Origin of the sequence: Shewanella sp. 10N.7, from assembly GCF_020806285.1 — a bacterium.
Lineage (GTDB): Bacteria > Pseudomonadota > Gammaproteobacteria > Enterobacterales > Shewanellaceae > Shewanella > Shewanella electrodiphila.
Genome location: NZ_JAJGZS010000002.1, coordinates 108,610 through 123,244, shown reverse-complemented (window position 1 = coordinate 123,244; position 14,635 = coordinate 108,610). Strand labels below are relative to the sequence as shown.

Annotated in this window: 11 protein-coding genes; 4 read left to right on the top strand and 7 right to left on the bottom strand. The window is 38.4% G+C overall.

The window, feature by feature from the left end:
- Positions 1–95 precede the first annotated feature (95 nt).
- Both LMH66_RS02465 and LMH66_RS02460 read right to left on the bottom strand, forming a co-directional pair.
- Positions 96–1,898: a DUF3413 domain-containing protein gene (locus tag LMH66_RS02465; RefSeq protein ID WP_229368337.1), complete on the bottom strand. Its 1,803-nt coding sequence runs from the start codon at positions 1,896–1,898 to the stop codon at positions 96–98.
- Positions 1,899–2,040: 142 nt separating this feature from the next.
- Positions 2,041–2,259 (bottom strand): YejL family protein, encoded by a 219-nt coding sequence (locus LMH66_RS02460; protein WP_102528342.1) that lies wholly within the window; start codon positions 2,257–2,259, stop codon positions 2,041–2,043.
- A gap of 276 nt (positions 2,260–2,535) precedes the next feature.
- On the opposite strand from LMH66_RS02460, the gene yejK reads away from it, so the two are divergent.
- Both yejK and corA read left to right on the top strand, forming a co-directional pair.
- Positions 2,536–3,564 (top strand): nucleoid-associated protein YejK, encoded by a 1,029-nt coding sequence (yejK, locus tag LMH66_RS02455; protein WP_229368334.1) that lies wholly within the window; start codon positions 2,536–2,538, stop codon positions 3,562–3,564.
- Positions 3,565–3,765: 201 nt separating this feature from the next.
- Entirely contained in the window at positions 3,766–4,713 is a 948-nt protein-coding gene (gene corA, locus LMH66_RS02450) for a magnesium/cobalt transporter CorA (RefSeq protein ID WP_229368331.1), read from the top strand.
- A gap of 84 nt (positions 4,714–4,797) precedes the next feature.
- Here the strand turns inward: corA and LMH66_RS02445 are convergent, their stop codons facing one another.
- Entirely contained in the window at positions 4,798–6,054 is a 1,257-nt protein-coding gene (locus tag LMH66_RS02445; protein ID WP_229368328.1) for an HD-GYP domain-containing protein, read from the bottom strand.
- Positions 6,055–6,181: 127 nt separating this feature from the next.
- Here LMH66_RS02445 and LMH66_RS02440 point away from each other — a divergent pair, with 127 nt between their 5' ends.
- Complete coding sequence (locus LMH66_RS02440) at positions 6,182–6,877, top strand: 2OG-Fe(II) oxygenase family protein (RefSeq protein ID WP_229368326.1); 696 nt, start codon at positions 6,182–6,184, stop codon at positions 6,875–6,877.
- A 41-nt stretch (positions 6,878–6,918) separates the two neighbouring features.
- Here the strand turns inward: LMH66_RS02440 and LMH66_RS02435 are convergent, their stop codons facing one another.
- From LMH66_RS02435 to LMH66_RS02420, 4 genes are all read right to left on the bottom strand, one after another.
- Complete coding sequence (locus LMH66_RS02435; protein ID WP_102528347.1) at positions 6,919–8,271, bottom strand: sensor histidine kinase; 1,353 nt, start codon at positions 8,269–8,271, stop codon at positions 6,919–6,921.
- Complete coding sequence (locus LMH66_RS02430; protein WP_229368324.1) at positions 8,262–8,936, bottom strand: response regulator; 675 nt, start codon at positions 8,934–8,936, stop codon at positions 8,262–8,264. Before LMH66_RS02430 ends, LMH66_RS02435 begins: the two co-directional genes overlap by 10 nt.
- Positions 8,937–9,161: 225 nt before the next feature.
- The gene (locus LMH66_RS02425; protein ID WP_229368320.1) at positions 9,162–9,941 is read right to left on the bottom strand and encodes a LysE family translocator; all 780 of its coding nucleotides are present in this window, start codon (positions 9,939–9,941) and stop codon (positions 9,162–9,164) included.
- Between the two features lie 157 nt (positions 9,942–10,098).
- Positions 10,099–11,403: a dicarboxylate/amino acid:cation symporter gene (locus tag LMH66_RS02420; protein ID WP_102528350.1), complete on the bottom strand. Its 1,305-nt coding sequence runs from the start codon at positions 11,401–11,403 to the stop codon at positions 10,099–10,101.
- Between the two features lie 642 nt (positions 11,404–12,045).
- On the opposite strand from LMH66_RS02420, the gene LMH66_RS02415 reads away from it, so the two are divergent.
- Positions 12,046–14,559: a hypothetical protein gene (locus LMH66_RS02415; protein ID WP_420709396.1), complete on the top strand. Its 2,514-nt coding sequence runs from the start codon at positions 12,046–12,048 to the stop codon at positions 14,557–14,559.
- The last annotated feature ends 76 nt before the right edge of the window (positions 14,560–14,635 follow it).

The following is a 14,635-nucleotide window of genomic DNA, read 5'->3' as shown; positions in this document are numbered from 1 at the left end:
GCTGTATAGACTATCAATAAGGTATTTTTCAGGCAACCTGTTTGGTGAAAAATACTTTCAATCGATTGTTAAGTAAACGATAAATCAATTTAATATTATTGATTGTAAAGTCTTCGTCCTTCACGCATCACTTGAATAAGCTCGGGAGCACTCAGTTTTTGTTTAAGTTGTTTCTGGTAATTAATATCATAAATACGATATTTCCCATGGCGGTCTAAAACAGTAATCTCAGATTTTTGATATATAGCAAAGGTGCGGCTATCACCAATATAAACCCATTTTTGCTGACTAGGTTGTAGCAGGCTATAGCCAGAACTGTAGTCCGTAGTTGAGTTATTACAATGTAATACTTGGCTCATTATTGTCGGTACAATACCAAAATGACTGGTGCGATAGCTGACAGTATCAGCAGATACTTTTGGCCAATGCATGACAAACGGCACTTTAACATTACCAGGGGAAAGATCTTGGTTAACCTCAGATGGATTACTGCTAAATATTTGTCCATGGGTACCAGTAATCATGATGAGAGTGTCATCACCAACATGATTAAGTAACTCTTTAAGTTGTTGATCAATAAAGTACAAAGACTGTCGATATTGGTTATACAATACTTTTTGTGCTGGCTTTACATCAATGTGCGGCTTAATCGTTTCAATCCCTAAAAAGCCAATTGGAGTGTCATAATGTTTTGGGGCAGATAAATTGACTAGCGAGAACCAATGAGATTGCTGACTTGCGCTCCAATCAATAAACGCCTGAACATTTTTCATGTCTGTTTGCGCGCTGCCTTCTTCACTCTCGTTAGTTATGACAGAGAGTCCGTCAAATATTGAGCGATTGTCGAATACTTTTTCATTTTCTTCAGATAGAAAAATAGCTTGCTGGTAACCCGCTTGATCCATCGCCACAGTCATAACTGGCGGCGTGTGATAAAACTCTTTTCTATCACCATAGTTACCCTGTAAGCCATAAAACATGGCAAATATGCCGGTTTTAAATTGATTTCCGCCACTGAAATGGTCAGTAAATTGTTTATTGTCATTCTGATACTGGGTTAAGAATGGCATGGTGAGTTCATTGACCATATCAGCTCTTAAACCATCAACAGAAATAATTAGCACATTAGTTTGTTGTGAAAGCAGTGCAGGATCTTTGCATTGCAAAGGCAGTATTGGGTAGCTGAGGTTTCTTGATTTGGTTTGATATCGGCTATCGTCACTATTGGTTCCTTCAATGCCGTGGCTCTCCATGAAAGAGCGGGCCGTAGCAGGATAAGATAGCGGATAAGTGTCATCAAAACGGGTAATTTGAGTTACATCAGAGGCATCTGCCCAAATATGGACTAAATGGCTACTGATAAAGCATATGCCGACGAAGGCTATTGCTTTATTACCAAACTGCTTTTTCTCTAATTTTTCAATTCGTTTCCAAATAAAATTAGCAGCGGTCAGTTCAATTAATATAATCGCTGTCGGGGTAGCGATATAGGAGGTACTTTTTAACAGAGCATTGAGATCTGTCCAAGCAAGATCGAACGCAAAAGGACTTAAATGAATACCATAATCATCAAAGACAATGGTGTCATAAAGCAAAATACACAGGCCTATTGTCGCAACGAGTGCGGCATAACCGCGTAATATTTTTGAATAAGGTAGTAAAAGGGTAATAGGGAATAGAAAGACGACATAGACAATGAAGGCTAAAAAACTGAAATGACCAATGGTGCTAATAGCTAGGTAGCCCCAACCAATAATGGTTTCTGGGTAACCTACACTGCTTAAATAGCGGGCGCCAATTATCATAGCTAAAAAGCCATTAAAGAAGGCAAACCAATGGCCCCAATTTACAAGGCGTGACACTTTGTCACGGGTCATCTGTTTTTTACGCTCAACCATGCGGTATCGTTTTCCTAATCCTATCTGGAATCAAAATCTATTAGCCCTGATGCAAAGTATAAAAATAGCATATCTTTGAACAATTTAAATGGCGTTTAGTTTGATCTTTAACTTAGACCTATCTTTGGGTCTTGAGTTTTACTTAGTCAGCTTTAACTGATTGTGCTAATGCTTTAGCGAACTGTTCAGCTACCGCTTGACGAGATTCACTCGGTACTTTGTTTTCAAGTAAGTGTGAAACGCAATTGCCTAATACCATCAGGCTTAAATCAGTTGGTGCTTGGTGCTTATTAAGTACTGCTAAAAGCTCAGTTATTAATGCTTCAACTTGGGTGTTGGTATATTTAGATTGGATAGCCATAATCAGAAAAGTTCAAAAAGTAATGAATTAGCCCATTATTATATCGGATTTCATCCGCTGTTGCTGCAAGTTTCTAATGTTCAAAATTACATCAAATCTCAGCGGTTTATCTGAGTTTATTAACCCCTTTGGCTCTTATCGCTTTGCTGAAGTTTATTTAGCTTAACTGATTTGTAATTGCGCATTTTTGCGAAGATTTTTTTAAGACTTTTTACTCTGGTCTGTTATGATATTGAACGCTATTTCGCTTCCATTAATAGAGATCAGTCAGGGCTTATGAGCATCAATATCGAGCAAGCAATTATCCACGAAATTTCCCAAGACAGTCAGGGACAGTTAAGTTGTCGTCTTAGACCGCAGCCGCTATTAAATAGCAATGCTGTTGAGTCTATGTTGGAAGAATTACATCAAACTTACACTGGAAAAGCGGGTAAAGGCTTTGGTTTCTTTGGTACTCATGGCGAAGATGGTGAAGCAAATCCGGCTTTTTCTAATGCATTAAATGAATATCGTAGCGGCGAGTTAGGCTTTGTTGAGTTCAGTAGTGCGGCGAGTAAATTACTCCAAGAGGAACTCGCAAAATATGACTTTAGCCAAGGTGGCTTCTTATTGATGTCATGTTATACCAGCATGACAAGTGACTATTTATTTGTTGCCTTATTGAATGCTAAACCATCGATGACTGTTTTAGATGATATGGAGCTATCGCAGAATAATCATTTGGATCTAACTAATGTTCAGTTAGCTGCACGTATTGATTTAACAGAATGGCAAGCAGATAAAGAATCGCGCAAATATATTTCATTTGTTCGCGGTCGTGCAGGCCGTAAAGTGGCTGATTTCTTCTTAGATTTCATGGGTTGTGTTGAAGGTGTTAACACTAAAGCACAGAATAAAACCTTAATGCACGCAGTTGAGGATTTTGTTGCCAGCAGTGAATTGACTAAAGATGAACGCCAACAATGCCGTGATAAAGTGTTTGATTACTGCAGTGAACGCGCTGATGAAGGTGCTGACATTGAAGTAAAAGATTTAGCTGATGAACTTGCTGACTCGGGTATGGATTCTTTTTATGACTTTGCCTGTGGTGGAACTTATGAATTAGATGAAGAGTTTCCTGCCGATAAAGCTAGCTTACGCACCTTGAAGAAGTTTTCAGGTACTGGCGGCGGCGTGACACTAAGTTTTGATGGCTGCCATTTAGGTGAGCGAGTTATATATGATCCTATTTCAGATACCTTATTGATTAAAGGTGTACCAGCAAACTTAAAAGATCAGTTAGATCGTCGCCTTAAAGGTGAATAAAACATCAAATTTAAATTAAAGCGTCCATTTGGACGCTTTTTTTTGCTTTTAATATGTGAAATTAAGGTTTTCAGTTAATATTCGATGTTATTTGCTTGTTATGACATTTATCAGTTTTATTTTTAGATTATTTTAGTACACTAGCCAAAAATTTAACCTATTGACGGTGATTGCTTTTTAAGTGGTTACTAGGGGGGAAGCATGATAACAGCCTATGTTTATAATCAGCGAGAGTTAACGGTCCACGAACTCAATGTTCACGACAGTATACCCGAACAAACATTATGGTTAGATATGTTCAAGCCCAATGATGATGAAAGGGAATGGTTGAGTCGTTTTTCGGTAGAGGAAGTACCTGACGAAGAAGATATCAATGAAATTGAAGCTTCAGCACGTTTTTTTCAGAGTAAAGATGGTCTGCATATTAATTCTTTGTTCCCGCAGCGTTCTGGGTCTGATGTGCGTGCAATTAACGTGTCATTTAACTTACGTAAAGATTTTTTACTGACCATTCGTGAAGAAGATGTCGGTCTTATTCGCCTGCTGCGTAACTATTTACGATTAGGTCGTTTAGATGCCACGACACCTCAAGGTTTAATGCTGGAGTTATTCCATCTGAAAGTTGATTATTTATCAGATTTAATCGAAGACGTGTATGCGGTCTTAGATAATGTCAGCTCGAAAGTGTTTAATGATGAAGAATTAGATGAAGTTTTCAAGATGATCACCTTGCAAGAAGATTCGAACGGCAAAATTCGTTTGAGCTTGCTCGATACGCAGCGTTCGTTAAGATACATTCAGCGTTATTATCGTGAGCATTTATCTGAAGAGAACATTAAAGACTTACGTGAGATGTTATCTGATATTGAATCCTTAATGCCTCACAGTCAGTTCATTTTTGATAAATTGAATTTCTTACTGGATGCTGCAATGGGCTTTAGTGGTATTCAACAAACCAAAATTATTAAAATATTCTCGGTTGCTGCGGTGGTATTTTTACCTCCGACCGTGATTGCCAGTAGTTATGGAATGAATTTTGCCAATATGCCAGAACTAGATTGGCGCTTTGGTTACCCTATGGCGATTGGGTTAATGCTTGCCAGTGCCAGTGGTACTTATTTATTTTTTAAACGTAAAGGTTGGTTATAAAGCCATTTAACGGTTTGGTCTTTAAGATAAAAAACCATTAATAACTGAGTTATTAATGGTTTTTTTGTGCTTGTTATATACAGACTATGGCTTACCGATACCGTAGCTAATTCGCTCTCGTGGGTTTAGATATTTAAAAATATTTTCAGGCAAGGCTGATACTGGTAAGCAGCGTACGATACTGATTTCTTCACGCTCTAAATCAATTATCGGTGCTTGCTCTTTTGGTACTAAAGGATCGTACAGCATGATTTGCGGAAATAAGATTTTATTCAGATTAACCGACATCACCATACCAAACTGACCACTGGATAACTCAATTACACTGCCCGGTGGATAAATGCCGATAGTTTTGATTAGTTTGCCAACATATTCAGTATTAAGCTTTTTTTGGTAGTTTTTATAAATTAAGCCAAGTGATGCGTATGGGGTTTTGGCTTTTGAGGTTTTGGTGCCATTACATAAATCATCGTATTCATTGACCACAGCGATTAACTGAGAGAATTTGTCTAAATCATCACCCTTTAAGCCTTTAGGGTAGCCTGAACCGTCAATAAATTCATGATGGTTAGCAATCATAGGTTTAGCTTGCTCAGGGAAGGTATCTGCTAATTTGAGAAAGTTCAGACTCATTAATGGATGCTGCTTAATCAGGTTTTGTTCTGGTTTAGTTAGCGGCACTTGCTTATTGAGAATATTACTGGGTATTTTGAGTTTGCCAACATCATGAAATAAGGCACCTAAACCGATTAATTCTATATCTTCTCGATTCCAATTTAAGCTTTTAGCCAACATCATACACATAACGGAAACGTTTAAAGAGTGATGGTAAATCAAGTCACCGGGCTTAGCATCGCCCATTAAATGTAAAACTAAATCATCAGAGCTCAGTAACATATTTGTCATTGAGCTAACCATGTCTTTCGCATCATTAACAGAGTTTAAGGGACGGCTTCCTAACTTTGAAACTGTCGATCGCATCATAGACAAAGAACGGTCAAATTGTTGTTCAGTTTTCTTGATACTGCGACGAAGTTTTTTTTGCGATTCAATTTGATCTTGCTTGTATTGATCCATCTCAAGCTTGAGTTCATCTAAGCCATCTTCTTTAATCAATCCGGCTTTTGACTTAGCTTCTTCTTTATCAAGTAGCTTCACATCACTGCGTTCGGTATCAAAATAGACTTGTTCAATCCCGAGGCTTTTGATTAATTCAATTTGAGATTGGGTTTTGACTTTAAAATTGCTGAACAGAAAGGGGTGATCTTTCCACGAGACAGGTAAGCGAATAAAGTTACCCACTTGAATTTGATTAATAGAAACTTTTACAGAGTTTTTCATAGGTTAAAGCAAGTACCCGAAGCCATCTTTTATAATTTGAATTGCCAATGATGAGCTGACTGTTTTGCCAATTTATCAATTCCATGGCAGCATATTATCATTACATTATAAAAAGTGCTGATTTAATATGGATTTTATTGAAGTCATTCCAAATGCATTAACTGATGATCTCTGTGACAGGTTAATCAATGCATTTGAACAACATGATGGTGTTATTGAAGGTAAAACTGGTCAAGGAGTCGATAGAGATAAGAAACGAAGTTTTGATTTAACTCTAGATAATCATAAGGATATGACACAGCTTAAAAATGAGCTGTTACAAAATACCTTAAAACATACTGCAGATTACTTTAAACAATACCCAATGGCTCTAATGGGAGCTGTATCTGTGTCTGTTGCTGACGAACAAGGAAAACCTGCGACTTTATCGCCTGATAACTTTGCTTTATTGGGGGAGCCAAGAGCTGAAGCTTTAACTAAGTATTTATATCGAAGTGGTGTCATCAATTTACAGAAATACAATCAAGGTGTCGGCGGATACCCGCATTGGCATTCAGAACATTTCCCACAAACAGGTTCACATGAAGCACTGCATCGCGTGCTGCTATATATGTTTTACCTTAATGATGTAGAAGACGGCGGTGAAACTGAGTTTTATTATCAAAACAAGTCGATTAAACCTCAAAAAGGAACCATGGTAATAGCGCCTGCTGGATTTACTCATACCCATAAAGGTAATACACCTATCAGCAGTGATAAGTATATTGCGACTTCATGGATTATGTTTAACAAAGCAGAGCATTTATATGCGCCAATCAAATAATAAATAAAATGATAACGAAGAGATAAACCCTCGTTACTTTATTATTGTGGTGGAATTTTTATGGTGAATTTTGCGCCTAGTAAATGACTTTCGGTAATAGACAGTAAGCCATGATAACTGCTTACAATCTCATTACAGACAGCTAGCCCAATCCCTTGTCCTGGTGATTGGGTATCTGCTCTTACGCCGCGTTGTAAAATTCGCTCTTTTATTGCATCGTCAACTCCAGGCCCATCATCCTCGACGATGAGTGTTGCATTGCCGTCAAGGTCGATTCTTGCTGAAATTATCACTTCGCTAATGGACAGTCTGAAAGCGTTTTCCATCAAATTACCGCAAAGTTCCATTAGATCGCCTTTATTAATCGGAAAGCTAACTTCAGGGTCAACATTAACCGTAAACTTCACACCTTTGTCACGGTAAATCTTAAATAGCATTTGCGAAAGTTGCTCAACCATTGGACGAACGAGTGTTTGTTCGTGAACTAGGCCTTGGCGTCCAACCAGTGCGCGCTTTAATTGATATTTTACCAGCTGATCCATTTGACCTACTTGCTGCATAATCTTGTCACTGGCATCAGCTTTACTCAAAGAATGATCATCAGTAATGGCATGCACAGCTGCTAATCGTGTTTTGAGACTATGGGCCAAATCATTCATCGCATTTTGGTAGCGTTCCTGCTGATCGCTTGACTGGACTAATAATTGGTTTAGTGCTTGGGTTACGCCTTCTAGTTCATGGGGGTAACCGTCAGAAAGTGCCTCCTTTTTGCCATCACCAATGGCTTGTAATTCACTTTTTAGTCTTGCCATAGGGCGCATTCCCCAATAAGCGGCACTAATCAGTAATATAAATGCGAGCATCATCACGACAGTCAAACGAAGGTAGGTGAGTTTTTTGAAGCGTTTGAATTCGTTTTCAACAGAATCAGCATCTTTTAATACCACCATATTGTATTGAGTTTGATTTAACTCAACGGGTAAAAGGTAGGCAAAGTAGGACTTTTTATCTGACATGGTGAGGTAATAGGGAGGGCTTGTGTCTGCTATTGACTCAAATCGCTGACATATATTGTTAAGACCACTCTTTCTTGCCAGTGTGGAAACCCAAACTTCGTCAAAGGTTTGTGTACAACTGGCCATCATATAGCTTTTTTGTTTATTATTTTCATTGAGCCAATTATTGTCAGCAGGAATGAGATCGTGCTCTCTGAGCTCTGCCGCAATTTGAGGCATTTCAGCAATCAGTTGTGAGGTTTCTTTATTATAGCTATTTTGAGCATGTAAAATGGTCACAGACCATGCAAGCCCAAAGCCCACCAATGCAATGATGGTTAACGAAGTAATAAACATCCGTGTGAGTAGACGCTTTTTGGGCATAAAATTTAGCTGCATGGTAAATTAAATTTATATCCTTGGCCGCGAATAGTGGCAATTGGGTTTTCAATCCCACCTTTATTGAGCTTTTTACGAATTCTACTTACCATAACTTCAATGGTATTAGGGTCACCTTCTTTGTCGCCATAGACCACGTCTAATAAGCGTTGTTTCGCCACCACCTCATGACAATGTCGCATCAAGTATTCTAAAATGAGGTATTCAAATGCGGTCACTTCCATGTTTTCATCATTCAGACTAACTTGTTTTGCCGCTAAATCGAGCTGTAAAGTACCACTACTGATTGTCGGTTTTACAAAACCAGCGCTACGTCTAACTAAAGCATCTAAACGTGCCACTAGTTCCTCTTTTTGGAATGGTTTGACTAAGTAATCGTCAGCGCCTGCATTTAATCCTTCGACTTTATCTTGCCAGTTCACTCTGGCAGTCAAAATCAAAATAGGGGCCTTAACATCCGCATTACGGATTTCAGATATCAGGGTTATTCCGTCTTTGTCAGGTAAGCCTAAATCCACAATGGCGATATCAATAGGGTAATTAGTCGCTTGATAAAAGCCTTCTTTGGCAGTCAGTGCAACTTGTACTTGGTTACCTAATTCAGACAGCTGTACGTTTAGATGATGGGATAAGATTGGATCGTCTTCAATGACTAAAATTCTCATATTAATACTCTTAGAAATAAATGTGTGAACTCCATATTTAGCTCAGGAACAAAAAACGATTTTGCAATGTTTAGCTATTAGTAAGTTAATCTTAAATAACGGTTTGCTTACGATGAATTTGATAAAAATATTAACTTATCTTTACTTAACCATTACTGACTGTAATTGTTAATAACTAGTTCGACAAGCAGCTATTTTTAGCAGGGGTTAATGTAAACGGATCGACTAAGCGAGATAGTCATTTAGTAAACTAACCAAAATCGTGATAGCAACGCCCATGAATATCACACCAGTTATCGCGTCGATTAATCTGCTACCTTTTGCCATTTTATGCTGAATCACGGGCTTTGTTAATACTATCGCAAGAAAGCTAAACCAAAATAAAGACAAGATAAATAGTAGGCTCGCGGCAGCGACTTTTGTTTCGGTCGTGACTTGAGGGGTCACCAAAACGGTGAAAATAGTGATAAAGAAAATCAGTGCTTTAGGGTTAAGCATGTTGGTGTATAAGCCTAAACGAAACCCTTTTGCTGGAGTGAGTACATTTAAGTTTTCTGTTGAATCTTTACTATTTTTAGTATTAGCCGTTTCAGTATTAGCCGTTTCAATATTACTTTTTACATTATTTGCTATGTCAGGCTCAAGATTCGCGTCCGCAACGTCTTCTCCTACAGCATTGTTATTTGCTGAAGAAGGGTTTGAATGTGTTTTAAATGATTTTAATACTGAACTTAATGCACCAAATCCCATGTAAGCAAGGTAACTAATGCCAATTATCTGTACTGCAAGATAAGCCATTTCTGACTGTTGGATCATTAAACTAATCCCTAAAAGCGACAGCAAACTGTGGACTAAAATTGCGATGCTGATACCAAAAGCGCACATTAATGCTGTTTGTCGAGTTTGTTGGGTTGAGGTTTTTACAATAATCGCAAAATCAGGACCAGGACTAACGAGTGCAAGACAGTGAATAACAGCGAGCGTTGATAGAAGAGCAAAATCCATTTTATATCCGAATTAAAGTGTAATAAATATACTTAAATATAAGTATTGAAAATATAGGCTCAGGCTAGGTTATCTTAAAAACTAAAAAGGCGCCATACGGCGCCTTTGGTTGTAATAACGTTTTGATTATAAACTTATTAGTATTCGTTAATTGCCATTAGGCATTTTTAACTTGCTCTTCAAAGCTTGAACCAACTTTACCTGCTTGTGAGTCATTGAAAGTTTCTTCGTTGAATTCACCTTCAGATTTGGCAATAACAACTGTTGCTACAGAATCACCGGTTACGTTAACAGCAGTACGGATCATGTCGAGTAAGCGATCAACACCAATAATAAGTGCAATCCCTTCAACGGGTAAGCCTACTTGGTTTAGTACCATGGCAAGCATGATTAATCCAACACCTGGAACACCCGCAGTACCAATTGATGCTAATGTGGCTGTTACGACAACAGTAACATAATCCATTAGGCTTAATTCAATACCAAAGACTTGCGCGATGAATACCGTCGCAACCCCTTGCATGATGGCTGTGCCATCCATGTTGATAGTTGCACCTAAAGGCAAGGTAAATGAAGCGACTTTATTATCAGCACCTAAGCGATGTTCACAGGTTTCAATCGTAACCGGTAAGGTTGCATTTGAACTTGCTGTACTGAATGCAAATAATTGTACATCACGCATCTTACGCAAGAACATGAATGGGTTTAGACCCGTAAATGTTTTCAGTAATGTTGGGTAAACGACAAGTGCTTGTACCAGCAATACAAAAATAACTAGGAAGAAGTATTGAACCACACTGCCTAATGTTTCTAAGCCTAAGGTCAAACTTAGCTTGGCCATTAACGCAAATACACCGTAAGGAGCCAGTTGCATGATTAATGTCACAACGCGCATGATCACTTCATTTAAATCATTAAATAAAGCAGACACTCGAGCACCACGTTCCCCAATGTGAGATATAGCAAAACCAAAGATGACTGCGAAAATAATAATCTGCAGCATGTTACCTTGGCTCATCGCTTCAATTGGGTTTGTTGGGACGATGTTAATCACAACTTCAGCAAGACTTGGTGCATCTTTAGCGCTGAATTCCATCGCTGAACTTGCCAACGAGGCGTTACCTGGATGAACTAAGATAGCTAATGAAATCGCAACGGTGAGTGCAATGGCTGTCGTGAACATATAAAAGGCAATGGTCTTGCCTCCTAAACGTCCTAACTTTGAAGGGTCACTTAGGGAAGAAGTACCACAAACTAATGAAACAAAAACTAATGGCACAACTAACATTTTCAAACTTGAGATAAAGATGGTCCCAACAACGTGTAGAACACCTTCAGTAATATAATCTTTTACAAATAGGCTATCTGGAAATACGTTTCTCAAAATCAATCCGAGAAGAATACCCGCACCCATACCTATCAAGATCTTGCTTGTTAAACCAAGCTTACTATTTTTATTCAAAACTACTTCCTTCCAATCTCATTCATCGATTTTTGATGATTTATATTTTTTATCTTTTAAAGCGTAGCAGGAAAATAAATCTTATGAAACGGCATAAAAGTTAAAGTTTTTAAGGAAAAATGCCGAAGAAAACAGTAGAGTAACAAAAAAGTTGCCAGAATTTTGTGTAATATGACGAGATAAGTAACTATTATAAATCTTAAGTACGATTTTAATGTAACAGGGAGACTGACAATGAGGTCAGCACAAAGACTATTTTTAGCGCTTTTAAGTTCAATTTTTCTTTTTGCTTGTAGTGGTGGGGGAAGCATTTCTGATGATGGTGGAGGAGGGACGACTCCAACAGAAACAATTTCAATAGAGTTATCGTCATCGGTTGCATCTGATGTAGAAGTTGATGCAACAACTGGGGCAGTATTAACAGCAACAGTTACGAGCTCTACAAATGGAGCGGTAAGTGGGGAATTAGTCACTTTTGCATTAAACAATGCTGAATTAGGTACTTTCAGTAATGAAACTGCGACAGCTGTAACTAATTCATCAGGTATCGCAACTATTAATATACTGTCAGCCAATATTGCTGGTTCAGGAAGTGTTAGTGCAACCATTGAAAGTGGTGAGTCTACCTCTATTGCATTAACAATGAAGGGTGATGGAAATGACGGTGGCGGAGTCAATGTCACGACAGTGGAGCTTTCGCTTTCAACAACCACTATTAATGCTATTGATGGTTCAACTCTTACTGCGCTTGTTTCGAACTCTATTAATGGAGCTATAGAAGGCGAGCTTGTTACTTTTGCGTTAAATGATTCTGATTTAGGTAGTTTCGATGTTACAACAGCGACTGCTGTTACGGATACTGATGGTATTGCAACTATTAAATTGTTTTCTGCAGAAATTGCAGGTTCTGGCTCTGTTTCTGCAACAATAGAATCTGGCGAATCAGATAGTTCGGCTTTCACTATGGTGGGTGATGGCGGCGAAGCTGGAGGTGGAGCACTTGTTACCCTTCAATTACTCAATTCTACAGGAGATGAAGTTGATACTATTAGTACACTGGTTCCTGGTGTTTTAGTTGCAACTGTTACGGGTATCAATAAACCCACTATTGTATCTTTTGTATCAGAAATTGGTGACTTACCAATAACTTCAGCCGTTACAAATGATGAAGGAAAAGCATCTGTTGATATATATGCTGGAAGTTCATTAGGTGCAGGTATTGTTACTGCTTCGCTTACTTCAGGTGAAAAAGGTGAGGCAATTGTCATTGTCGGTGCAACTAACGTTGTTATGGGAAGTGGTTCACCATTTGTTGAAGGTCAAGCTGAAGTTATTCTTGCTGACGACTCTCCAGATGGTTTAACTGCTGGGGGAACAGCGACTATAAATGTGCTTATTCAGGATGAAGATGGTAACCCATTCACACAACCAATTGATGTGAACTTTTCTTCTACTTGTGCGACAAAAAATCCTGCTCAGGCAGAGTTAAGCTCACCTGTATCATCGTCTAACGGAATTGCCACTTCGACATACCTTGCTCAAGGTTGTGTTGGCGAAGATCAAATTAATGTCACAGCTAACGCTGGCGGTATTAGTTTATCAGCTGTGGCCACTATTAATGTTTTACCATCTGAAATAGGCAGTATTGTGTTCGTATCAGCTGAGCCAGAAAGTATTGGCATATTAGGCACAGGTGGTATTGAATCTTCAGTGGTTAAATTTCAAGTTCTAGACAAAAATAGTAACGTTGTCGCGAATCAAAAGGTAGATTTTGCATTAAATACAGACATTGGTGGCATCTCAATTGAACCACCTAATGCAACTACTAATAATGACGGTATCGTTCAGAGTGTAGTAACGACAGGTACGGTAGCGACTTCTGTACGTGTGACTGCAACGGTTGACAGTGATGCAGTTCCAGCTATATCAAGCCAATCGAAACAGCTTATTGTTTCAACAGGTATTCCTGACCAGGATAGTTTTTCATTATCTTCAACTATTCGCAATGCTGAAGGATGGAATAAAGAAAGTACTGAGGTAGAAGTAACAGCTAGAATGGCAGATGCATTTAATAACCCTGTACCAGATGGAACAACTGTATCATTTACCACTGAAGGCGGTTCTATTGAAGATGCATGTCAAACTATCAATGGTGCTTGTTCAGTTATGTGGACCTCTCAATTACCAAGACCTGAGGGTAAGAGCTTTTTTGATGCGCTTGGTAATCAAATATTAAGCCCACAAGCTAAATTAAAATGCTATAGACTGACTGACAAGTCCGAAGACCCAACTTGTGAAGAAGATAATATCGTTTATGGCAATTTTTATGGTCAGCCATATGGTGGTCGTGCAACGATTACTGCTACAGCAATTGGTGAAGAGTCTTTCCCTGATTTAAATGGTAATGGTCGTTTTGATGCTGATGAAATGAATGAGTTTTTAACTGGTACAGATGTAAGCGGTGAGAAATTTGATTTAGATGATGCGTTTAATGATTATAACGAAGATACTGTATTTAACCCACAAGCTTCTGATTCATTGAAAGGTCTAGATGGTGGCTCTCTGGAAAAGTTAATTGACTTTAATGTAAATGGAGTTTTCGATACTGCAGATAGTTTGTATAACGGGGTTTTATGTTCTGATCCAGTGCATGCAGGATGTGCTGATGGAGTCACTGATTCTAAGTCTTTATTTGTGCGCAGAAGCATTGTCATTGTAATGTCTGGCAGTAATGCTGTTTCTACTTTACCTACAGAGATTCAAATAGAAGATGAAATTATGGGAGAGGACGAAAATGGCGAACCAATCAAAGTTATCCGGGAGCATGTTGCTGCCTATTACGATACTGATGGTGAACTCGTAGCATTCCCAATTCAAATTATAGGTAAAGGTGCAGCAAGTGTTCAATTTACACTTTCAGATCTTCATAATCAGCAAATGCCGGCAGGTAGTACTGTAACATTTGCTGCTTCTGCTGGTTCAGTTTCAAGTACGTCTGAATATACTTGGCCAAGTTCAAACTATAATGGTGGTCGTTCATTCTCGGTTTCACTCAAAGGTGAGGATGAGCCAAATAATGGTACTTTCAGTGTGACTGTTGAAACACCTCTTGGGACAGTAACTGAAGTTATTTCCATACCTATTAATATACTTTAATCGACAAAAAATGCCGCTCAATGAGCGGCATTTTTATTTCTAGATATTTAGTTAATCATTATTGATGATTATATGT